This window comes from uncultured Dokdonia sp. (assembly GCF_947492815.1).
Taxonomy (GTDB): Bacteria; Bacteroidota; Bacteroidia; order Flavobacteriales; family Flavobacteriaceae; genus Dokdonia.
In genome coordinates, this window is the sequence record NZ_CANLOB010000002.1 from 155,584 (window position 1) to 179,904 (window position 24,321).

General features: G+C 34.7%; 19 protein-coding genes and 2 pseudogenes. 15 read left to right on the forward strand and 6 right to left on the reverse strand.

All coding sequences use genetic code 11. The features are described from left to right. Positions 1 to 5: 5 nt before the first annotated feature. Positions 6 to 254 carry a hypothetical protein gene (locus Q1A01_RS03350; RefSeq protein WP_299675970.1) on the reverse strand — a complete coding sequence of 83 codons (249 nt, stop codon included), beginning with the start codon at positions 252 to 254 and terminating at the stop codon, positions 6 to 8. A 171-nt stretch (positions 255 to 425) separates the two neighbouring features. Further along, positions 426 to 1,199 carry an alpha/beta hydrolase gene (locus Q1A01_RS03355; protein WP_299675972.1) on the reverse strand — a complete coding sequence of 258 codons (774 nt, stop codon included), beginning with the start codon at positions 1,197 to 1,199 and terminating at the stop codon, positions 426 to 428. A gap of 36 nt (positions 1,200 to 1,235) precedes the next feature. Here Q1A01_RS03355 and brnQ point away from each other — a divergent pair, with 36 nt between their 5' ends. Further along, positions 1,236 to 2,537 (forward strand): branched-chain amino acid transport system II carrier protein, encoded by a 1,302-nt coding sequence (brnQ, locus tag Q1A01_RS03360; protein ID WP_299675975.1) that lies wholly within the window; start codon positions 1,236 to 1,238, stop codon positions 2,535 to 2,537. Here the strand turns inward: brnQ and Q1A01_RS03365 are convergent. Then, positions 2,515 to 3,183 carry a hypothetical protein gene (locus Q1A01_RS03365; RefSeq protein WP_299675978.1) on the reverse strand — a complete coding sequence of 223 codons (669 nt, stop codon included), beginning with the start codon at positions 3,181 to 3,183 and terminating at the stop codon, positions 2,515 to 2,517. The genes brnQ and Q1A01_RS03365 overlap by 23 nt on opposite strands. 105 nt (positions 3,184 to 3,288) lie before the next feature. Between Q1A01_RS03365 and Q1A01_RS03370 the strand changes: the two genes are divergently transcribed. Both Q1A01_RS03370 and Q1A01_RS03375 read left to right on the forward strand, forming a co-directional pair. Further along, a complete protein-coding gene (locus Q1A01_RS03370; RefSeq protein WP_299675981.1) occupies positions 3,289 to 4,611 on the forward strand; it encodes an aspartate kinase in 1,323 nt (440 codons plus the stop codon). Between the two features lie 413 nt (positions 4,612 to 5,024). Beyond that, positions 5,025 to 6,371, forward strand: a complete 1,347-nt coding sequence (locus tag Q1A01_RS03375) for a cytochrome c peroxidase (RefSeq protein ID WP_299675984.1) — start codon at positions 5,025 to 5,027, stop codon at positions 6,369 to 6,371. 153 nt (positions 6,372 to 6,524) lie between these two features. On the opposite strand, the gene Q1A01_RS03380 is transcribed toward Q1A01_RS03375, so the two are convergent. The 3 genes from Q1A01_RS03380 to Q1A01_RS03390 form a co-directional block, all read right to left on the reverse strand. Continuing rightward, positions 6,525 to 6,950, reverse strand: a complete 426-nt coding sequence (locus Q1A01_RS03380) for a DUF1330 domain-containing protein (RefSeq protein ID WP_299675987.1) — start codon at positions 6,948 to 6,950, stop codon at positions 6,525 to 6,527. Positions 6,951 to 7,081: 131 nt separating this feature from the next. Beyond that, positions 7,082 to 8,374, reverse strand: coding sequence for an aminopeptidase P family protein (locus tag Q1A01_RS03385; protein ID WP_299675990.1), 1,293 nt, complete (start codon positions 8,372 to 8,374; stop codon positions 7,082 to 7,084). A 72-nt stretch (positions 8,375 to 8,446) separates the two neighbouring features. After that, positions 8,447 to 9,028: a Crp/Fnr family transcriptional regulator gene (locus Q1A01_RS03390; RefSeq protein ID WP_299675993.1), complete on the reverse strand. Its 582-nt coding sequence runs from the start codon at positions 9,026 to 9,028 to the stop codon at positions 8,447 to 8,449. 252 nt (positions 9,029 to 9,280) lie between these two features. Here Q1A01_RS03390 and Q1A01_RS03395 point away from each other — a divergent pair, with 252 nt between their 5' ends. The 12 genes and pseudogenes from Q1A01_RS03395 (at position 9,281) to Q1A01_RS03450 (ending at position 24,282) form a co-directional block, all read left to right on the forward strand. Then, entirely contained in the window at positions 9,281 to 10,630 is a 1,350-nt protein-coding gene (locus tag Q1A01_RS03395; protein WP_299675996.1) for a hypothetical protein, read from the forward strand. An 87-nt stretch (positions 10,631 to 10,717) separates the two neighbouring features. Further along, positions 10,718 to 13,567: a glycosyl hydrolase gene (locus Q1A01_RS03400; protein WP_299675999.1), complete on the forward strand. Its 2,850-nt coding sequence runs from the start codon at positions 10,718 to 10,720 to the stop codon at positions 13,565 to 13,567. A gap of 17 nt (positions 13,568 to 13,584) precedes the next feature. After that, entirely contained in the window at positions 13,585 to 13,746 is a 162-nt protein-coding gene (locus Q1A01_RS03405; RefSeq protein WP_299676002.1) for a hypothetical protein, read from the forward strand. 227 nt (positions 13,747 to 13,973) lie between these two features. Beyond that, positions 13,974 to 15,665 carry a helix-turn-helix domain-containing protein gene (locus Q1A01_RS03410; RefSeq protein WP_299676005.1) on the forward strand — a complete coding sequence of 564 codons (1,692 nt, stop codon included), beginning with the start codon at positions 13,974 to 13,976 and terminating at the stop codon, positions 15,663 to 15,665. An 80-nt stretch (positions 15,666 to 15,745) separates the two neighbouring features. Continuing rightward, positions 15,746 to 16,351, forward strand: coding sequence for a hypothetical protein (locus Q1A01_RS03415; RefSeq protein ID WP_299676008.1), 606 nt, complete (start codon positions 15,746 to 15,748; stop codon positions 16,349 to 16,351). A gap of 82 nt (positions 16,352 to 16,433) precedes the next feature. Next, a pseudogene (locus tag Q1A01_RS03420) lies at positions 16,434 to 17,326 on the forward strand (cation diffusion facilitator family transporter). A 124-nt stretch (positions 17,327 to 17,450) separates the two neighbouring features. After that, positions 17,451 to 18,572 (forward strand): helix-turn-helix domain-containing protein, encoded by a 1,122-nt coding sequence (locus Q1A01_RS03425; protein WP_299676011.1) that lies wholly within the window; start codon positions 17,451 to 17,453, stop codon positions 18,570 to 18,572. 89 nt (positions 18,573 to 18,661) lie between these two features. Beyond that, a complete protein-coding gene (locus Q1A01_RS03430; RefSeq protein WP_299676014.1) occupies positions 18,662 to 20,122 on the forward strand; it encodes a serine hydrolase in 1,461 nt (486 codons plus the stop codon). Positions 20,123 to 20,376: 254 nt separating this feature from the next. Next, positions 20,377 to 21,072, forward strand: a complete 696-nt coding sequence (locus tag Q1A01_RS03435; protein WP_299676017.1) for a succinate dehydrogenase cytochrome b subunit — start codon at positions 20,377 to 20,379, stop codon at positions 21,070 to 21,072. Positions 21,073 to 21,081: 9 nt separating this feature from the next. Continuing rightward, the gene (locus Q1A01_RS03440) at positions 21,082 to 23,094 is read left to right on the forward strand and encodes a fumarate reductase/succinate dehydrogenase flavoprotein subunit (RefSeq protein WP_299676020.1); all 2,013 of its coding nucleotides are present in this window, start codon (positions 21,082 to 21,084) and stop codon (positions 23,092 to 23,094) included. A 40-nt stretch (positions 23,095 to 23,134) separates the two neighbouring features. Beyond that, positions 23,135 to 23,512 (forward strand): annotated as a pseudogene (locus Q1A01_RS03445) (four helix bundle protein). A 23-nt stretch (positions 23,513 to 23,535) separates the two neighbouring features. Then, positions 23,536 to 24,282, forward strand: coding sequence for a succinate dehydrogenase/fumarate reductase iron-sulfur subunit (locus tag Q1A01_RS03450; protein WP_299676023.1), 747 nt, complete (start codon positions 23,536 to 23,538; stop codon positions 24,280 to 24,282). Positions 24,283 to 24,321: the final 39 nt, after the last annotated feature.

Sequence of the window (24,321 nt, forward strand, 5' to 3'; positions counted from 1 at the left end):
TTTCATTAACGTGCCGCTAGTCTTCTTGTGTAGAAATTTTCATACACTTCATTAATACGACGTAATTTTGGAGTAAGTGGGGTATAGTGGCCATATCCATCTAATGTAAATTGCTTTTTACAATTAGCACACTCGAATTCTTTTATATTTGATTCATATCTTTTTGTGATTCTATATTTGTGTCCAAATACTTTGCATTGTAGGTTTGAAAAAGGGCTGTAGGTAGGCTCGTTTTTAGTTTTGATAGTATTCATTGGTTTGGGGTTTTAACTTGAGTACTAATGTAAAAAAAATCTACAAACAACACAAAAATATCGATGAAATGCACTAAAATTTAACAATTGAATGTTTTGCGCTAACATATTGACAAAATGTAACTACTGTTTTTACAGTAATTTACTTGTTAAAATTCAAAATATCATATTTTAATCTAGAAAGCTTAAAACGTGTTTGATTACTACATCTTTATTAGAAATATGACTCATATGCCCTCCTTTAATGATAGCAAAATGGTCTATATATGGTGTAAATGTATCTTTTTGGCGTTGTGCATCAATAATCCAATCGGTTTCTCCCAAGATCATTCCTTTTTTAAAAGGCGCACTTTTCCAGAAATCACTTGTGTCTTCTCTTAATCGCATTCCTTCATTAGATGCGATGTATCCTTGCACAGGTGTTTGTAATGCATGGTGTAAAGCCGTTGTAATAGTGTCACTAAATTGTGCTTTAGAAGTAGGGTCAAAAAGATTCATAAAAGACATGCGAACCAATTGTTTGTACTGTGTTTTTGCCATTTCATTGGCACGAAGACGTACCTGCTTTCTTTCTTTGGAATCTGCTTCTGGGGTAGCATTTAATAGACATATTGCGTTGACTTTTTCTGGGTACGCTTTCGCGAAAGCAATCCCAACATACCCTCCCATAGAATGTCCGATAATTGTACTTTGATGAATGTGAAGTTCATTCATTACTGCAAGCACAGCGTCAGAAAAGTCTTGCATTGTATGTACGTATCCTAAGCATGCTGTCTTGCCATGTCCTAAAAGATCGATACAGATGACACGATGTTTTTTTATGAGAAAAGGAAGTAAGTCATTCCACATCGAACTATTTTCCAAAAAGCCATGTAATAATATAATGGTAGCTCCAACTCCTTGATCTGTATAAAAAATACGGCTCCCTTTATGTGTAATCTCCATTTTGACTTATATTGAAGCGCAAATATCAACGAACCTATGAAAATCACCAAACAAACTTTTGTTACTTCTTTTGCCTTGTTTTCTCTATTTTTTGGAGCGGGGAACCTTATATTTCCTTCTTTTTTGGGCTATAATGCAGGAGATGGATGGTTTATGGTGGCTGTAGGTTTTGTGATTTCTGCAGTAGTGATTCCTATTTTAGCTATTTATGGACATGCGCGATTGCAGGGTACTATGATGGATTTCGGTAAAAAAGTATCTCCTGTATTTGCTTTCGTATACAGTCTTATCGTTTATGTGATTTCTGTTTCTTTCCCAAGTCCAAGAACAGCTTCAGTTACGTATGAAATGGCTGTACAACCTTATATTGATATCCCCTCTTGGGGATGGATAGGCAACTATTTTCCATTAATATTGAGTGCGATCTACTTTATGCTTGTATTACTATTTGTGTTGAATCGTTCTAAAATCATAGATATTATAGGGAAGTTTTTGACTCCAGGTATTTTAATTATTCTTGGTTCTATTATATGTATAGGTCTTTTTGGAGATTATGACTCTATGCGGGCTTCTACCTATGCAAGTAACTTAACCAGTGGGATTTTAGAAGGATATCAAACCTTTGATGCCATAGGAGGTGTCTTAGTAGGAGGTGTACTTGTGGTTTCACTTAGTTTGAAAGGGATATCAAAAGAAGAAAGTAAAAGCGTAATTGCAAAAGCAGGTTTGTTTGCAGGAATAGGATTTGTGATTATGTATGTAGGTTTAATTGCTCTTGGCGCTGCCAATAGTGGAACATTAGAAGCAGCTAATAGAACAGACTTATTAAGTCAATTAAGCTATAATACTCTAGGAGGAATAGGAAGAACGGCTTTGGGAGTATTAGTAGCGCTTGCTTGTTTTACGACAGCTGTTGGTATTGTAACTGGAACTGCCGACTTTTTTAAAGGTTTGTTTAAAGACTCTCAAAGAGCCTATGTTATTACTGCTATAATTAGTTGTATTCTTGGTGTAGGGATGGGACAGCTAGATGTGCATTCTATTATTGTTGTCGCACTTCCAGCACTTATGTTTATTTATCCAATTACTATTGTACTTATATTACTGAATGTCCTTCCGGATAGATATGCTTCACCTATGGTATTTAAGGCCGTAGTGTTTATTACTGTTGTATTTAGTTTGCCTGATTTTTTATCTTCGATAGGACTTTCAAAATTGGTACAACCTATTCAAGAATCGGTGCCATTAGGAACGGTGACTTTGGGTTGGTTATTACCTGCAATCATTATATTTATTGTGGTGAATTTAATAAGCTTTAAGAAGTCACCTCACTCTTAAGTCCTTTAATAACAGAAAAAGCACGATCTACTAGAACGTCTTTAACTAAGATGGTAAACTCATTGGTAGTAGATACCACTTCGTGTAAGGCAATACCTTCCCAAGCAAGCCTTTTGAAAAGTTGATAATAAAGCCCTGGCACAGTAGAATTATCATGCGGTAAATTAATACTAATAGCCGATAAATTTTCTTGACGATCTAATAGCGTTTCTTCTGTAAAGTTGCTAATGACTTTATCCTTCTCTGAAGAAGATACAATAATAGTACTCTCTAAAATCCCTCTTGTAAAGGCGTAAAAAATACTTCGATCTGTAGTAATATGATCTAATATCTTTGCATGACTTTGTATTAAAGTAGGTGAGTTTTGAAATGTAAAATCTACTAAGTTTGAACGTACAGTGATATCTCCTAGATTTTTAAGAATGCGTTGCATCTTTAAACTATTACTCGCATGAATAGGAGGATTATAACGGCGTAATGCCATCATGATAGCTCCTGTTTTAATGGTTTTATGCAGGCGCTTTTCTATAAGCGGTTGTATATGCTCTGCTAAAGCAGAATAGTTAATAATGTTTTTTGATAACCCTTCTTCAATAAAAGGCTGTGTAATGATGATTTCCTCTACACAAGATGCAATTGTTTTCATATTGTTAAATATATAACATATTGTGCAAAATTAGAGTAATTTTATCATTTATATGGTTTCGATGCATGATAATAATACTTTTGGTCTCAATAAAATGAAATACGAATGCGTGTACTAAAATTTGGAGGAACTTCTGTAGGATCTGTAGAAAATATGATCCAAGTGAAAGATATTATCAATGATCAAGAGAAAAAGATTGTTGTGCTTTCAGCAATGTCAGGTACTACCAATGCATTAGTTACTATTTCTGAATATATAAAAACTAGAGATACGGCAAAAGCTTCTGCACGTATCGATGCATTAGAGGTTTCGTATGTACATACAATTCAGTCCTTATTTACTAATGAGGAGGTGCTATATGATGTGCAAGAGTATGTGCAAGATATATTTTATTATTTAAGAGCAACTACAGCAAAAACATATGATCAATTCATATATAATACAGTTGTCTCTTACGGAGAGTTACTTTCTACCTATATATTTAGTGCTTATTTACGTCAAGAAGGCATTAAAGTGCAATTGTTACCTGCATTAGATTTTATGCGAATTGATAGAAATAATGAGCCTGATAATTTTTATATACGTCAAAACATACATCGAATTATAGATGAATTACCAGCTGCAAATATATACATTACGCAAGGTTTTATTTGTCTTGATGTAGATGGCGAGGTGTCTAACTTGCAAAGAGGCGGTAGTGATTATACCGCTACGATTATAGGAGCAGCTATTCGTGCCGAGGAAGTTCAAATATGGACAGACATAGATGGTTTCCATAATAACGATCCTCGTTTTGTTGATACTACAACTCCTATTTCAAATTTATCTTTTGATGAGGCAGCAGAGTTGGCTTACTTCGGAGCTAAAATTTTACACCCACAAACAGTAATGCCAGTTCGTGAACTTGATATTCCTGTTCGCTTAAAAAACACCATGGCACCCACTTCACATGGTACCTTAATTACAAATAAGGTGCATGGTGAAGGTATTAAAGCTATTGCAGCAAAAGATGGTATTACAGCCATAAAAATTAAATCAGGTAGAATGCTGCTTGCTCATGGATTTCTGAAAAAAGTTTTCGAAATCTTTGAGCGCTATGAGACAGCTATCGATATGATTACTACGTCAGAAATTGCAGTTTCATTAACGATAGATGACGCGACACATTTAGTTCCTATCGTAGAAGAGTTAGAACGATTCTCTTTTGTAGAAGTAGATCAACAGCAATCTATTGTTTGCTTAGTTGGAAACTCCATTATATATCACCACCAAACACATAAATTATTTCAAATCCTTCAGGACGTGCCTATTCGTATGATTTCGTATGGAGGAAGTCACAATAATATTTCTTTATTGATTCATTCCGATCATAAAGTAGCAACCCTACAACGGTTACATACCTATCTTTTTGATAATGTAACTGCGTAAAATAAATGAAAAAGGAAGTTAAGTTAGTTTAGTTATTGTTGGGAGATTACTGTTTTTAGTAATCTCCCTTTTTTATACGCTTTCGCGAAAGCGTACCAAGACAAACAACCCTTTTGATGTCTATTTTTCAAATCTTATAGGCAATATAGTTCAACAGAATTAATGTAAAACGAAACCATAAGAGTGTAAGTTGTGTTCTTTTGTATACAATGATTGTTCTAAGAGTAGTACTGTTTAATGTATTGTCAATATTTCTTCACAAAGAATTGATAAACCTTGTAGGTGACGTTTTTTGAGCATGATGTGCACTAAAAAATGTCAATTTTCCAAAAATAAAGTTTAAGTTTGAGCCATGACTATATATTTTATACAAAATATAGTTGCTGAATATGCTATTTACTAAATCAAAGATTATGAAGAAAGTTATTTTTGGAATGGCATTTTTGACAATAATTATATCTTGTCAAAATGACGACGATTATCAAGAAATTGATCAATCTTTATTAGACGATACACTAAGTGAACTAATATTAGACGCTTCAGAGGGGGAAGGGAATTCATTTTTTATTTTGCCGGATAGTGATGATTTTACAGCAATTCCTCAAGATCCTTTAAATCCAATTACATCAGCAAAAGTTGCTTTAGGACAATTGTTATTACATGATACAGCTATGGGTGGCGATCCAAAAATAGAGGGGCGTGAGTTTCAATTTGCTTGTGCGACATGTCATCCAGTGGCGGCAGGTTTTAATGCTGGAAGAAGACAAGGAATAGGCGAAGGAGGTATTGGTTTTGGAAGTAGTGGGGAAGGACGTTTTATAGATCCGCTCATGCCTATAGATTCAGTAGATGTACAACCTGTACGTGTGCCTACGCTATTAAACTTGGCCTACCAAGATGTTGCGTTATGGGATGGTCGTTTTGGAGGCACGGGTACTAATGAGGGTACAGAAGCAGGATGGGATCTTATTCCAGAGAATTTTGAAGGATTTCAGGGGATTGAAGTACAAGCCATGCAAGGACAAGACGAACACCGACTTCTAATAGATGAAGCTTTTGTAGATACACATAATTATAGAGATTTATTTGATGCCGCATTTTCAGATATCCCTGAAGCAGAACGTTATACTAGAAGGACTGCAGGACTGGCTATTGCAGCTTTTAACAGAACATTGCTCTCTAATAGAGCACCTTGGCAAGACTATTTAAAAGGAGATATAAGTGCTATGACACGACAGCAAAAAAGAGGCGCTGTTGTCTTTTTTGACCAAGGAAAATGCGTACAGTGTCATACAGGACCAGCTCTAAAAGACAAAGCATTTCATGCCTTTGGTTTTGGAGATTTTGATGGAAGTCCAGATGCTGTTATCAGACCCGATGTAGATATTACTGCTGTTGCAAGAGGAAGAGGAAACTTTACAGGAAATACAGCTGATGATTATAAGTTCAAAACACCTACCCTATATAATCTAGCAGACGGAGGATTCTTTGGTCATGGAAGTACGTTTACAGCTATAAGAGATGTTGTCGCTTATAAAAATGAAGGCGTTCCTCAAAATACAAGCGTTCCTTCTAGTCAATTGGCAGAAGAGTTTGGTGGATTAGAATTAACCGAAACACAAATCAGTGATCTTACTGCATTTTTATCTGAGGCACTTCGAGATCGAGATTTAACAAGGTATGTTCCTGAGGCATCCAATAGTGGTTTTTGTTTTCCTGCAAATGACCCACAAGCAAGGATAGATTTAGGATGTGATTAAAAAAACGGTTGCGCATATAGAGAATCCTACTTTTATTTTATCAATTCTAACTAGCTTACCAATTAATTATGATAAAATAAAAAAACATACATATCGTTATCTTGATTAGGGCAAAGTAATGGTGCATGTTTTTCTAAATGCGCAACTTTTTTATTAGAATATAGTAGCTTCTATAGGAAGTAATCTTGAATCTTCAAGAGCAGCTGTGCGATGTCCTGCAATAGATAAATATGCTTCGTTTTGCGCAAATTTCAAAAATGTACCAGCGTCCTTATGCTTTACTAATAAAACTAAATCCCAATCTTCATGAGAAGGTCCTATTAAGAAAGAGGCACTTTTACCACTGAATACAACCTCACTACCCGCTTCTTTTAGAAAAGGTAGCGTATGGTTCATGTATAAATCATAGGCTTCTTTACCTGATATTGCTGTTTCTGGAGCAAGCGCTGGTGTTTGAGAATACTCTGCAATCTCTTTAAATTTTAAAAGATTTAACATGACGATTTCCCCTTTTGGCGGATTAGAAAAATAAGATCTCCCAGCTTCTGGGGTTACGTCTAGAAAAGATATTCTTGACATGTTTTTTTATGTTAATAAATTAAAAGTATCTGTATATGCGCTTTACCGTTTCACTCTCCCTTTGGTCGTGAATCTCGCAAGCTCAATTTCGCGAAAGCGTATATATAAACAATATCATCTAGTGGATAATATTATGAATTCATAAGATCTTCAATCTCCTCAACAGTAATTGGAATGTCGCGCATTAAGTTAAAAGGAGCTCCATTTTCTTGAATGACCACATCATCTTCTAGTCGAATACCGAAACCTTCATCTGGAAGATAAATACCTGGTTCTACCGTAAAGACATTGTTGGTTTGCATAGGTTCGTGTAAGAGTCCGTAATCATGCGTATCTAATCCCATATGATGACTGGTACCATGCATAAAGTATTTTTTATATGCAGGCCAATCTGGGTTTTCATTTTGCACATCGGCTTTATCTAATAAACCTAAGCCTAGTAATTCTGAAGTCATTAACTTCCCCACTTCTATATGATATTGCTCCCAGTATGCTCCAGGAACAAGCATTTTAGTAGCCTCATCTTTTACACGTAATACAGCATTGTATACTGCTTTTTGACGGGCTGTAAAACGACCATTAACGGGAACAGTACGTGTCATATCACTAGCATAGTTTGCATATTCAGCACCTACATCCATAAGGATTAAGTCACCATCTTTACATTGCTGGTTGTTTTCTATATAATGCAATACATTGGCATTATTTCCTGAAGCTATGATAGGTGTGTAAGCAAACTTTTTAGAGCGATTACGTAAAAACTCATGGATATATTCAGCTTCGATTTCATATTCCCAAACGCCTGGTTTTACAAAACCTAATACACGTCGGAATCCCTTGTTTGTGATATTACAAGCAGTTTGTAATAAATCAATTTCAATAGGACTTTTTACAGAGCGTAAACGTTGTAAAATAGGATTGCTCTTAGCAACACTATGTGCAGGATATTTAGCTTTCCACCATTTTGTAAAACGATCTTCTCGTGTTTCTGTCTCTACAGCGGCACGATAATGTTCGTTTGTGTTTACATAAACAGTGTCTGCATAGGTCATTAACTCTGCAAATATTTTCTCTAGATCCTGAAGCCAAAAAACTGTTTTTATACCTGAGGTTTCTAATGCTTTTTCCTTAGTAAGTTTCTCTCCTTCCCAAACAGCAATATGCTCATTGGTCTCTTTTAAAAATAGCATCTCCCGATATTTCTCTTTTGGACAATCTGGAAATAGGACTAGAATAGATTCCTCCTGATCAACCCCACTTAAATAAAAAATATCTCTATGTTGCTCAAAAGGCATGGTGCTATCTGCACTAATAGGATAGATGTCATTGCTATTAAAAACCGCAAGACTATTTGGCTTCATCTGCGCCATAAAGTTTTTGCGATTTTTTATAAAGAGCGTGTTGTCTATTAGGTGGTATTTCATAACAGTGGTATTTCTAAATTAGATATACCCAAAAATAAGGATTGCAATTTTTAATAAATACGCCAAATGGCATTATTTTATATTTTTTCGAATTCTACTCATATGCCTTAGAGAAATCCCTAAAAAAGAAGCTAAGTAATGTAATGGCACTTTTTGAAGTAATGTAGGTTCGTTTTGCAATAGCTTTTGATAGCGCTCTTCAGGAGGTAATGTCAATAAATCAATACGATGATCGTCTATTTTATAAATCTGGTTCTCAATAAGGTTGTAATAAAAGGTGTAAAATGCTTGATTATGTTGCATCAAATATTCAAATTCTTCAATGGTGATCACTAGTAAAGTGCAATCAGTAATAGCTTTGATACTCTTTCTGGATGGAACGCTGTTTTTAAAACTGTTTAATGAAGCTGTACAAGAGTTTTTTAATGCTAAATAGGTGGTTTTTTCTTCTTCTAAAACTACTAACGAGTGCTGTAAAATGCCTGTTTCTATATAACAAAAGTGTTTACAGATAGATCCACTAGCAACAAAAAAATCATTTTTTGATAATTGGATTTGAGAAAACGTATCTAAAATTTCTGGAATAAGAGGACGAAGCGATGTGTCATTAATAACACAGTGTAAAAATGTTTCAAAAGTAGAATTAGCTGTCATTTAAATAAGGTTCCTCTTGTAATGGATTAAAAGTACGAAATGTGTTTAGTATTGTTTATGTATACGCTTTCGCGAAAGCATATTTCCCTATTTGAAATGCTTATTTCCCTCAAAATAGGTTTTTGTCTCATTAAGTAATAGGTATTTTTGAGTAATATAACAACATACCTGTTTATGAAACAATGTTTATATATTGTGTTTTTAATTTTCATAGTCCATTGCGTAAAAGCTCAAAAGGTAACAGGTCACTATTTGGCCTTTGATCAAATTTCACTTTATGATGTTACAGTAGGAATAGATTCTACACGAGTTATTGAATATGAGTATGATGATTATCTACTTGAAAAAACACATCTTTCATATCCAGATTTACAATCATTTAAAAATGATAATCATATAGATGAAGACGAAGTATTTATGAATACAGATTCTATCTCTAATAGATTTGAGTTACAAGAGAGAGATGCATTTTCTCTAAATAGTCATCCAGATATAATTCTTGAAGTCATCCCTAATAATATGATGAGATCTCACTATAAATTTGATGTTGAAGTTCCAGATGCTATGCGTGGTTGTACTTTGCGATTAAAAAAAATAAAAACAAAAAACTTTAGTGTATACCTAGTGTTAGATTGTGAAGGGCCAAATACAACAAGTTTACTATTTCAAAACACAAAAGGACAGCTATATGCAGATGCAGAAGAATTAATTTGGGAATTAGATTTGCCTAGAGTACAAAAAGTTGTTGAAAGAAAAATAGATAGTGGTTTTGTGAAAAAACAAACGCCTTATGCAGGAGGACTAAAAGTTTATGAACATGAAAATAAAAAAGGAATTAAGGACTTGGTGTCTAACACTATTTTTCTTCCAGCCGAATATGATGATATTCAATTAAAGGGTGCAATTGTTGTTCAAAAAGAAACTTATTATGGAGCGTATGATTATGGGTTAAATACAATGCTAGAAATTGAAAATAAAATAGTTGAATCGAGAGATAGACATGGACAAAATATCGTTTTTATTAATGCTAATAATCAGATTGGAATTGTAACTATTTACGGGAATAAAATTTTAGGAAATAAAATAATAAATAGAGACTCTTTAGGTAAAAGTTATCATTATAAAATTCAAAAAGATGAAGGTTTTTTTTATTTGAGAAGTCTGAGTGAAAAAGGGTATAGAAATCAATATTTGTCAAAAATAGCAAGTACAGATGAATATGAAAACATCTTCTTTGAATCAAAAAGTTCAGATTTTTATTACAACTTTCCTAATATTCTATTCGGTGTTAAGAAAGACGGCGGGTATGATCTTTTTTCTTTTATAAAGTATCATCCACCTACTGGGACCAAGGTGTATGATTTTAAAGAATACGTACAAGATTATAAGTTAATTCCTGGATATCCAAGATATTTATACACGCCTGATAGAATTGTTGTAAAATCAAATAATAAAGAACGCATCTTTTTAAATAATAAAATATCTGATAATAGATATGTTTCTATAGACACATATTTTGAAGACTTTTATTACTTCACATTACCAAATGGTCGTAAAGGTTGGGTGCATACTTCAGGAAAAGAATATTTTGATGATGAATAGTTTTGGAATATGATGTTAAACTCCTTCCAAAAACTTTCACATAATTTCACATTTCCGTACTTTCAAGGCGCTAAAACAAAAACCAAAATGAAATTACGCACTTCTCTCTTTGTAGGTGTTGCTGTGTTTGCTTTCGCGAAAGCGTACCCACAACAACCTGCAACTTCAGCAGCTCAAGTACAACAAGGCATTGCTCAAAAACGTACCGCACAACAAAACTCGCTGGTTAAGAATCTTCCTTTTGAAAATATAGGGCCTACCGTGATGAGTGGTCGTGTAGTAGATCTGGCCGTAAATCCTGACAAACCATCAGAATTTTATGTGGGGTATGCCAGTGGTGGATTGTGGTATACCAATAATAACGGAACTACCTTTGAGCCTGTTTTAGATACCAGTGATACACAAAATGTAGGAGATGTTGCTGTCGACTGGAAAAGTGGTACTATTTGGGTGGGAACAGGAGAGAATAATTCTTCTCGTTCTAGTTATGCAGGAATCGGAATCTTAAAATCAACAGATAAAGGAGCGACTTGGCAACATGTAGGCCTTGCAGATTCACATCATATAGGCCGTATTTTGATTAATCCATCAAATCCTGATGAGGTGGTTGTAGGAGTTACGGGACACCTATACTCTTCAAATGATGAACGTGGTGTTTATAAAACCACCGATGGAGGGAAGACATGGAATAAGACACTATTTGTAAATAGTGAAAGTGGGATTATAGATATAGATCATGACCCAGCAAATTTTAATTTAATGTATGCATCGGCTTGGGATAAAGACCGTAAAGCATGGCATTTTGAAGGAAGCGGTGCTGGGTCTGGTGTGTATAAAAGTACGGATGGCGGAACTACGTGGCAAAAACTCAATGGATTTCCTTCTGGAAATGGCGTAGGTCGTATCGGAATTGCAGTGTATGATGCAAATACCGTATATGCTGTACACGATAGTCAGTTTAGACGTGAAGGAGGTGATAAAGGCAATAAAAGCAATGGTGCCTTAACAAAAGACGACTTCAAAACCATGAGTAAAGATGCGCTTTTGGCATTGGATAATAAAAAACTCAATGGGTTTCTAAAACGTAATAATTTTCAAGAAAAGTACCGTGCAGAAAATGTAAAAGCAATGGTGCGTAATGGATCTGTACAACCAGAAGATCTTGCCAAGTATTTAGAAACTGCAAATACACAATTATTTGATACCCCTGTTGTAGGTGCCGAAGTATACAGATCTGACGATGCAGGAAAAACATGGAAGAAGACACATGACGGCTATCTGGATGATATCTACTATAGTTATGGGTATTACTTTGGGGAAATTCACGTAAACCCTCAAGATGATAAAGATATTTACATTTACGGAGTACCTATTGTTGCTTCAAAAGATGGAGGGAAAACCTTTAAAAGTATTGGGGCAGAAAATGTACATGCAGATCACCACGCGTTATGGATCAATCCTAAAAACGAAAAACATCTCATCAATGGAAATGACGGAGGCGTAAATATTACCTATGATGATGGTGAAAACTGGATCAAGGCAAATGATCCTTCGGTAGGACAGTTTTATTACATTCAAGTAGATAATGAAGAACCTTATAATGTATATGGAGGGCTTCAGGATAATGGCGTTTGGGTAGGTGAAAATACCGCTCAGCAAAATAAAAGCTGGCATCAAAGTGGGCAATATCCTTGGGAAAGTATCATGGGAGGTGACGGTATGCAAGTGCAGGTAGATAATCGTGATGCTAATGTAGTGTATACAGGATTTCAGTTTGGAAATTACTTTAGAATCAATCGCGAAACCGAAGATTTTAAACGTTTTAATATCAAGCATGAATTAGGTGAAAAACCATATCGTTTTAATTGGCAAACTCCTATTTTATTGAGTCCGCATAATCAAGATATTCTGTATTTAGGAGGTAATAAATTAATGCGTTCTATGAATCAAGGAAATGATTGGACGGCTATTAGTGACGATTTAACCAATGGTGGAAAAGAAGGAAACGTAGCCTATGGAACACTTGCTACTGTAAGTGAATCTCCATTCCAATTTGGATTGATTTATACAGGAAGTGATGATGGAAAAGTATATGTGACTAAAAATTCTGGAGGAAGTTGGACAGATGTTAGTGCAAGTTTTCCAAAAGATCTTTGGGTGTCACGTGTAGTGGCTTCAGAACATAAGAAAGAACGTGTGTATGCAACGTTGAACGGATATCGTTGGGATGATTTTAAAACATACGTATACGTCTCAGATAATTATGGTCAAACTTGGAGAAACATCTCTGGAAATATCCCAATGTCACCAGTAAATGTAATTGTAGAAGACCCTAAAAAAGAAAATATTATTTATGTAGGAACAGATAATGGTGCCTATGTAAGTGTAGATGGTGGATCTAGTTATCACGCTTTCGCGAAAGGATTGCCAGCCGTAGCGGTACACGATATAAAAATTCAGAAAAGAGAAAATCACCTCTTATTAGGAACACACGGAAGAAGCATTTATAGAGCAGATATCACCACTATTCAACAAATGGATGCTTCTCAAAAAGTGCAACTCTTTGAAGTAGCTTCCTTACGTAACTCACCACGTTGGGGGAATAGTTTTAGTAAGTGGGGAGATGCCTTCGAACCTTCTGTAGATATCGCTTATTTTTCGAGCTATGCAGGTAAATTCTCCATGGTCATCAAAGATGCCAACGGAAAAGAATTACAACGTATGCCATTAGTGCCTCAAGCAGGGGTTAATGTGCTTGATTATGATATGTCTATCACCGAAAAAGGAAAAAAGACATTAGAAAAAGCAAATACAGAACTCAATATTAGAAAAGCTAGTAATGGAAAGTATTACTTACCTAAAGGAATGTATACGATAGAGCTAGATGGAGGTGGTGGAAATGCTACCGCAGCAACGACTAAGCTAGAAGTGAAATAATAATATCTTATAATAATATGAATAACATAATTGGAAAAATAGATAGTTTGAAAAGTTTTAAATTATCAAATCTTCATTCAATTAATGGAGGTACTGAAAATTCTAATAATAGTAGTGATGATTCTTTACAGGTTAATGATAATTTTATCATAGGACCATATTTCGTAACTCCTGATTAAAAATGTAATTACTATAATGTGGTGGTATTTTACATTTAAAGCGCTATTACTCTTGTTTTATATAGTGAGATAGAAATGCTATTAGCCCAACTGCAAAACTGTATATGATTTTAATAAAAGAGTCTTCTTTTTGAGGGCTCTTTTCTATTTGTATACTTGTTGCTTAAAAAGACTTTCATCCAATCCTATTGTTTATTCGTACATTATATATCTAAACACCTATAGTATTGGATTGGAATATTGGAAATAGCGCAATACTTATTTTATCATCACTGCTTGTCATTTGTGCTGTATGGCGATTGATAAGAGGCCATGAGATAGTGGCTACTGGAAAATACCTTAATTGGCTTCTTATTGCATCGGGTATGACAATTATTCAAGTGATACTCGTAGATGCTAAGGTAGTTTCCGTTTTTCCAGTAGTATATATATTCTTTATTCCCTGGCAATTTATAGCACCTGTCTTTTTCTCATTATTTATATGTTCTTATCTAGATAGAATGTGGGAATTTAAGAAGTATAAAAAGTTTTTGCTTGCTCCTTTTATCTTGTTTTTTATACTATACACAATTCTAAAGATAAATGCATTTACAGGATATGCTTTTTTTTCAAAAACAATATCACTTACCATTGGAGCCGAATGGGATGAAAATCTAGCGGTTCTTTTTGCTTTCATTAATGGAATATGGAATTATAGAATGATTAAAAGTTACGAGCGTAATTTATTAGGAGCTTCTTATAAAACGGTCATAGAAAAGACAAATTGGTTGCGAATCATGTATACGCTATTGGTAGTGTTGTGCAGTGTTTGGATATTGGTAATATTATATCTTAAAGTTACAAAATTTGAAAGAGGAATGATGGCGTATTATCCGTTATGGTTTTTGTTTCTAGGGTTTTACTTTGTTTTTTTATACATAGGAGATCGTCATTTAAAAGGGAAAAAAGAAGAAGAAGAAAAAAGACAAGTAGCTTTTGAAACGATCGTTACTGATTTCCAGATAGAAGGACTCAATAAGATTTTTGAAACCAAAGAATTACAAAATATTATTGATGGCGATACATACGATATTACACGTGTGTTAAGTTATTTTGCAACCTCACTTTTTGATAAACGTACTACAGATGATGTGCTTTGGGATATTGTGAGAAATGCCATAGGAAAGTTAGATTTAGAAGATTGTGTTATTTACATGTTGGATACACAACGTAATGTATTAGTGCAAAAAGCAGCCTATGGAAATAAAGATAAAGGAACTCGTAAAGTAGTGAGTCCAATAGAAGTTCCTTTTGGAGAAGGTATTGTAGGTGCTGTTGCAAAATCCTGTAAATGGGAATGTATTTCTGATGTGAGTCAAGATGTCAGATATGTGTTAGATGATATGAAACGACAATCAGAACTCGCGGTTCCTATTCATGATGAAGGAACTATTTTGGGAGTCTTAGATTCTGAGCATTCTGAGAAAGATTTTTTCAAAAAGCAACATATATTTATCTTTCAGCTTATAGCAAAACTTACAGCTACAAAACTCAAACAACTTGTAAAAAAAGAAGCAACTACAATTACAAATGATAATGGATACTATAAGAAATTGTGTTTTCTGCTAGAGAATGAAAAAATATACAAAAATCCAGAGGTTAGTTTAGGTAGCATAGCAACTCGACTAGATATAAGTTTGACATACTTATCCCAACTCGTCAATAAAATAAGTGGGGTTAATTTTTCTGATTTTATCAATGAATATCGAGTGAAAGAAGCTAAAAGATTATTGACGCATCCTAACTATACAAGCTATGCAATTCTTTCTATAGGATTGGAATCTGGGTTTAATTCAAAAAGTACGTTCTATGCTGCTTTTAAAAAACATACAGGCGTAACCCCATCTGTATACAGGGCAAAAGCCCCATTTGAGTCCTAAATCTTTCAGATTGTATGATTACGGACACGTTTGGAAGGCGCCCAATATAAGTTTGCTGCATTATTAACTATAAAATTTTTATGATGAAAAATGCAATGCAAATTAGCAAACAACTATTAGCCGCAATACTACTAATCAGTTTAGTAATAAGCTGTTCTCCAGAAGATGGGGAAATTGGACCTCAAGGCCCACAAGGAGAACAGGGCATTCCAGGCCCAGCCGGAGAAGATGGTCAAGATGGTGAGCAAGGAGAACAAGGGGAGACAGGAACAGCAAATGTGATTTATTCAGAATGGATTCCTTCTGGCTTTGCAAGTCCTATTACTGATGATTTTGATCAATTTGAATTAGATGTGCCTCAATTAAATGAAGTGCTTCAGGATTCAGGAGTGATATTAGTATACGCTCGTAGATCAACATTAATCTACCCAATTCCTATTACTTTTTTTGGAAGTCTAGATGAAAACTACAACTGGAGATTATTAACAACTAATGATGATATCATTGCAGTTCGTGTAAACTCAACCGATGGCGGTGTCATAGGAGAACCCTTTTTAAATGATGAGTACCGTTATGTACTTATTCCAGGAGGTCAAGAAGCAGAAGGTGGGCGTACAATGAGTGCTCAAGAGTATCAGAATATGAGCTATGAAGAAATCGCTCATCTATTTAATATTAAAGATTAAGGACGCAAACGTAAAGTCCTTTCATTCCCTGATTATCAAAAGCAGTTAAGGATTCTTAACTGCTTTTTTTGTATTTTAGAATATGGCGCATCATCACAATCATACGCATGGTCACAGTCACGATACTGGTAATATTAAAGTTGCTTTTTTTATTAATCTGCTCTTTACGATTATTGAGATCATTGGTGGTGTTCTAACAAATAGTGTTGCCATTCTATCAGATGCGGTACATGACTTAGGAGATAGTTTGTCATTAGGACTCGCATGGTACTTTCAAAACTATTCTAAGAAAAAAAGAAGTCCTTCGTTTAGTTATGGGTATGGTCGTTTCTCTCTGCTTGGAGCGATTATAAACTCGATTGTTTTAGTAGTGGGAAGTATCTTTATTTTTATTGAAGCAATCCCTAGATTAATAGCGCCGCAACAACCAGAAACAGAAGGGGTGATGTTACTAGCAATACTAGGTGTTATTTTTAATGGCGCTGCTGTGCTACGCCTAAAAAAGGAACAAGTGTTAATGAACGCTTAGTGTCTCTTCATTTATTGGAAGATGTCTTAGGGTGGATCGCAGTACTTACAGGATCTATTATTATGCACTTTTTCGATATTCCTATTATCGATCCTATTTTGTCGTTAGGAATCGCACTATTTATTTTAATAAATGTGTATAAAAACCTAAAAGAAACGATTCAGATTGTGATGCAAGGTGTGCCAGAAAACACCAATGTGAAAGAAGTGGAACAAAGATTACTTTCCTATCCAGAAATAGTTGCTGTGCATGATATTCATATCTGGTCTATGGATGGAGAATATACCATTATGACAGCCCACATTGTAGTACAAGATAAAGAGACTTTTACGGCGCTAGATCCGCTTAAAAAGAAAATACGAAAAGATTTAAAAGAATTCCATGTAGAGCATGTTACCTTAGAGTTTGAAAATGTGGGTAACCACTGTGGAGTAGTAGACGTATAATAAATATGATTTTTTGTAACATTAAGAATCGTTTGTTGTCTATTAAATCATCAATCAAAATATACAAGCCATCATCTTATTACAAATTACAGCACAACCTCAATTTTCACTTTTTGACCTTCTTATGTTAATAGGGATCACACAAGGTGTGGTGATGAGTGTGTTGTTATTTCGTTCAAAGAATAATAAACGAAACAATCCTTTTTTGGCATTGGGGATTCTAGCATTCTCTTGGGTAAGTACGAAACCGCTATTGCATACATTACACCTTTGGGACACTCCCTTTTTTAGGTATTTTCCTAATGGCGCCGATTTGGCAATAGCCCCATTACTGTATTTATACTTGGTTTCTTTGATAGATGCCGAGTTTCGCTTTTCGCGAAAGCATATCATACATTTTATCCCTTTTATAGTATTACAAGGATATCTAATGTTTATCTATTTTTCATTAGTAGGAACTTCAGATTTAGTAATGAAAGATCAATTAGCAAATAGTCTTTATTTTAATCCTGTGAAAGATATAGAAAGTCATGGTGCTGCGTTATCTTCTGTGATCTATATTTTGCTTTCATTCAGAAAATTTAAGGAATACAGAGAATGGCTTTCCAATACAATATCCGATAGTTCATTTCCAGAATTTAAATGGATCAAACAGTTGTTACTTTTGTGTCTTGTAGTAGGAGGTTTTTTAGTTTTCAATTACAGTGCCGATTTACTTTTTAATCTAAATAAAGTTACAGGGCTTCATTGGACCATATTTTCTCTTTTCGGGGCGTTTAGTATTTATTATATGGGAGTAGCAGGATATAAGCAACCTAATTACGAATTAGAGCCTCAGCAAGAAATCGCTATGACATCTGTAAAAGAAGAGAAAACAACTATAGCAGTTGCAGAACTATCTGAACGCGATACCCAAATAGTCAAAGCAATTAATGACGCATTAAAAAAAGATAAAGTATTTCTAAATCCTACCTTAAATATTCAAGAGCTTTCGCGAAAGCTATCATTGCCACAACAAGAAATTTCTCAAGTGATTAATGCTCATTTTCATAAAAAGTTTAGAGATCTTATTAACGAATATCGTGTAGAAGAAGTAAAGAAAATGCTTCATAGCGAAAAGATGTCTCATATGTCTATTTTAGGAGTTGCCTTAGAATGTGGGTTTAATTCGGAAGCTACTTTTTATAGAATATTTAAAAAGAATACAGGTCTTTCTCCAAAAGAATATAGACGGCAATCTGCATAAGTCTATTTTTTTACTCTCAAAACGTGTTTTGGGAAGTTTGATGTCTTTAAAAACACGTTGTTTGACGCATCAATCAAAAATCAATCAAAATGAAACTTAAAAAAATCACTATAATTAGTATTGCCTTAGCGCTATGTGTATGGGGCGTATTTTCAATGTCTATCCAAAACTGGTTTTATAGTAATCCCGCTTATGTAGGGAAAGCTTTTCAAAAACAAATCACTTTTAAAAATTCAAGTTTTACCCAAGAAAAATTAGATGAAATTACATCCTATTTAGAAGATGAGTCAGAAACATCTAGTATGCTTGTTTTGGAAAATGGAAAAGTAATCTATGAATATGGAGATGTATCTCAAGTAAGTTACATTGCATCCTGTAGAAAAAGTGTGCTGGCGATGCTTTATGGCAAGTATGTAGCTAATGGAACTATAGATTTGGAACAAACAATAGGAGATATTGGAATCGATGAAGACGACGGCTTATTGACTATAGAAAAACAAGCCACAATAGAGAATATTATTAGTTCTAGGTCTGGGGTGTTTCACATTCCTGCAAATGGTGGTTATGATGAAAAAAATATTAAAGAAAGAGGTACTGTACAACCTGGAGAATACTTTGTGTATAATAACTGGGATTTTAATGTAGCGGGCTATATTCTAGAACAAAAATCAGGAAAATCTATATATGAAGAAATTGAAGAACAGTTAGCTATTCCATTGGGATTTGAAGATTGGAATATTGAAAATCAAAAGAGAACCATTAATGAAGATAAATCTAGATATTCTGCCTATCACATTCATATATCTACTCGAGATATGGCAAAAATAGGGCAATTGATGCTTCAGAAAGGTCAATGGGAAGGCAAACAGCTCATCTCAAAAGAATGGGTTGAAAAAATAACTTCTACGATTACACCAGTTGAAACAGTAAACCAGAGAGATCAAATAGATATTTCAAGCCCTGTTCAATTTTCTTATGGAAATATGTGGTGGCTTGTTGAGCGGTTCTATGATAATCCAGATTTTGAAGGATCATATACAGCGAGTGGCTATGCAGGGCAATTCATCACGGTAATTCCTAAGCGTAATGTAGTTATAGCGCATAAAACAAATATGGATTTATTGACCTATGCAGGATTATCACAACGCTCTTCAACACCATCATGGCGATATTGGGTGATACTGAGAAAATTATTGTTAAATAAGAAAAACCTTAAAGAACTAGCAAAAGAAAAATCGGTAAATGAGATGATTGCCTTTGTTAAAGAAACAAAGAATGAGCAATCAATATATGATATTTCTGAAGGCGCACTTAGAGTATATGGAAAAACTCTAATGGATCAAGGAAATTACGAAGAAGCTATTCAATTTTTTGAGTTGTCAATTGCACGACATCCTTCAGGATATTATACACACTACACGCTGGATTATTATGGGAAATGCCTGTTAAAACTAAATAGGAATCAAGAAGCTATTAAAGTATTTGAAAACTCCTTAAAATTTAATCCTGACAATGAGGAAATTGTGGCTATACTAAGTGATTTGAAATGACTTTTTTATTCTAAATTTTCAAAGTCTGCTTTCGCGAAAGCGAATAAAACCCTAAAATTAGTTTAAAATACTTTCATAAATATTGAAAGTGTTCAATTTTACACTTTTGATTATGGAGTCTTAAGAATAATAGGTTAAACACAGGTAGGATGCTTCTTATAATCATTCTAAATAGAAGCAATCCCTGCCTGTTAAAGTTGTTAAAATAACGTTTGCGCCGTACATTTGTGTGAATTATTTAAATCAACTTTTTAATGAGCGGATTATTAAAATCTTCAATAGGTAGAAAAGTCGCAATGGCGCTTTCAGGCCTTTTTCTCGTTGTTTTTCTTACACAACATTTTGTAATCAACCTTTCTTCAGTATTGTCTCCAGACACCTTTAATACATGGTCTCATTTTATGGGAACCAATGGATTAGTGCAGTTTGGATTGCAACCCATATTGATTTTTGGAGTTGTTTTTCACTTTGTAATGGGAATCAGACTAGAACTTCAAAATAGAAAGGCACGTCCTGTAAAGTATGTGAGTTATAAAGGAAGTGCAAATGCAAACTGGATGTCACGTAATATGATCATTACGGGACTTGTAATATTAGCATTTTTTGGACTTCATTTTTATGACTTCTTTTTTCCAGAACTTGCGCATAAGTATATAGATGGTGATATGTCAGGACTTCTAGATCCTAATAATCCAGCTTTAGGATATAAATATCATCCCGAAACTGTACATAAATTTGAGCCATTTTGGAGAGTTGTACTCTATGTAATTTCATTTGTATTATTGATGTTACACCTATTACACGGTTTCCAATCGTCACTCCAATCTATAGGATTTAATAATAAATATTCTAGAGCACTTAAAGTGGTGACAAAAGCATGGGCAATTATCATTCCAGTAGGATTTATTTTTATTGCATTATATCATCACTTTAATCAACTTTCACACTAAAAAATCGCTATGGCATTAGATTCAAAAATACCTTCAGGACCACTAGCAGATAAGTGGACAAAACATAAAAATGATATTAATCTTGTCAATCCAGCAAACAAACGTCTTATTGATGTGATTGTTGTAGGAACTGGACTTGCAGGAGGATCTGCAGCGGCAACGCTAGCAGAATTAGGATATAACGTAAAAGCATTTTGCTTTCAAGATTCGCCGCGTCGTGCACACTCTATTGCAGCACAAGGAGGAATCAATGCAGCAAAAAATTACCAAGGGGATGGTGATTCTACTTATCGTCTTTTTTATGATACCGTAAAAGGAGGAGATTACCGTAGCCGTGAGGCCAATGTATATCGTCTTGCTGAGGTGTCTGCAAATATTATAGATCAATGTGTAGCACAAGGAGTGCCATTTGCACGTGATTATGGAGGATTACTAGATAACCGTTCTTTTGGTGGGGTATTAGTAAGTCGTACGTTTTATGCTAAAGGACAAACTGGTCAACAGTTGCTATTAGGAGCTTATTCTGCGATGAACCGTCAGATAGGTCGTGGGAAGATCAAAATGTACAACCGTCACGAAATGCTAGACGTTGTAAAAGTAGATGGAAAAGCAAGAGGAATCATTACACGTAATCTGGTTACTGGTGAGATTGAACGTCATTCAGCACATGCCGTTGTATTAGGAACAGGAGGATACGGAAATGTATTCTATCTTTCTACCAACGCTATGGGGTCTAATGTAACAGCAGCTTGGAAAGCCCACAAACGTGGAGCTCATTTTGCAAACCCTTGTTATACGCAAATTCACCCAACGTGTATTCCAGTATCTGGAGATCATCAGTCTAAATTAACATTAATGTCTGAATCTCTTCGTAATGATGGACGTATTTGGGTGCCTGCAAAGAAAGAAGATGCAGAAGCAATTAGAGCAGGTAAATTAAAACCTACTGAAATTGCTGAAGAAAATAGAGATTACTATCTAGAACGCCGTTACCCAGCCTTTGGAAACTTAGTGCCACGTGATGTAGCATCAAGAGCTGCAAAAGAACGTTGTGATGCAGGATTTGGTGTTAATAAAACAGGAGAAGCAGTATATCTTGATTTTGCAAGCGCCATTGAGCGTTATGGAAAAGAACAAGCGTATGTAACGCATCAAGATGCAAATAATGCAGCGCTTGTTAAGAAATTAGGTCAAGAGATTGTAAAGACAAAATATGGAAACTTATTCCAGATGTACGAGAAGATTGTAGATCAAAACCCATATGAAACACCTATGATGATTTATCCAGCGGTTCACTATACAATGGGAGGTCTTTGGGTAGATTATAACCTACAAACATCTGTAGAAGGATTATATGCGATTGGAGAAGCAAACTTCTCAGATCACGGAGCCAATCGTTTAGGAGCCTCTGCATTAATGCAGGGACTTGCAGATGGATACTTTGTGTTGCCTTATACAATCGGAGATTACCTGTCGCATGATATACGTACAGGACCTATTTCTACCGATACGAAAGAGTTTGAAGAAGCAGAAAAGAATGTGCGTTCTCAAATAGATGCACTTGTAAATAATAACGGTACAAAAGCAGTTGATTATTTCCATAAGAAATTAGGAAAAATCATGTGGAACAAATGTGGAATGTCTCGTAACGCTAAAGATTTAGAAAGCGCTATCAATGAGATTTCTGATTTACGTGATGAGTTCTATAAAGAAGTGCGTGTGCCAGGAGGAGAAGATGAGTATAATGAAGAGCTTGCAAAAGCATTACGTGTAGCTGATTTCTTAGAGTTAGGAGAGCTATTTGCTAAAGATGCGCTTACGCGAAATGAATCTTGTGGAGGACACTTTAGAGAAGAATCTGTAGAAGAAGATGGACCACAAAAAGGAGAAGCGAAACGTGATGATAAGAACTTCACATTTGTATCTGCTTGGGAATACAAAGGAGCACCTAAAGATGCAGTATTGCATAAAGAAGAGCTTACGTATGATAATATTGAATTGAAACAAAGAAGTTATAAATAGAAGTTCGTTAATTGTTTAAAAGTTGATTAAGTAAAGTTTAGTGAGTGATATTAAAAGTTTTGAAGATTTAGGATGCTGGCAAAAAGCAAGAGAACTTCGAAATGATGTTAAGAATCTTATTAATACTTTTCCGGACTTCGAAAAATATGAATTAGTTTCACAGATGCGTAGAGCCTCTCGGTCTGTGACTCACAATATAGCAGAAGGCTACGGACGTTTTCATTATTAAGAAAACATTCAATTCTGTAGAATGTCAAGAGGTTCGTTATACGAGCTGTTAGATCAGTTTATTACCGCTTTAGATGAAAGTTATATTTCAGAAGAAGCATATTTGAAATATAAAAAACAAGTTAATGGTTGTTTGGCAATATTAAATGGATATATCAATTATCTAAAGAAAGCTAAAAGCTCCGATTAACTTTTAACATTTAACTTTTAACTATGAAGTTAACATTGAAAATTTGGCGTCAAAAGAACGCTCAAGCTAAAGGACAAATGGTGACATACCCTATTGATGGAATTGATGGAGATATGTCTTTCTTAGAAATGATGGATGTGCTTAACAATGAGCTTATCAATAAAGGAGATGATCCTGTAGTTTTTGATCATGATTGTCGTGAAGGAATCTGTGGGTCTTGCTCTATGTTTATTAATGGGGAAGCACATGGTCCAGACCGTTTAGTGACTACCTGTCAACTTCATATGCGTAAATTTAAAGATGGTGATACCATTACCATAGAGCCATTTCGTGCAGGAGGTTTCCCAGTGATTAAAGATTTAATGGTAGACCGTTCTGCTTTTGATCGTATACAGCATGCTGGAGGGTTTATCTCTATTAATACCTCTGGTAATACACAAGATGCAAATGCGATTCCTATTGAAAAAGCTGATGCCGATGCAGCATTTGATGCAGCTACTTGTATAGGTTGTGGAGCCTGTGTAGCAAGTTGTAAAAACTCAAGCGCGATGCTTTTTGTAAGTGCAAAAGTGAGTCAGTTCTCATTATTGCCACAAGGAAAAGTAGAAGCGACAGACCGTGTGATGAACATGGTGAAACAAATGGATGAAGAAGGTTTTGGTAACTGTACTAATACCGGAGCCTGTGAAGTAGAATGTCCTAAAGGAATTTCTCTAGAGAATATTGCACGTATGAATCGTGAATATCTATCTGCTAGTGTGAAAGGATAATTACATTCCTGCGTAAGCGGGAATTTTATAATATGAATC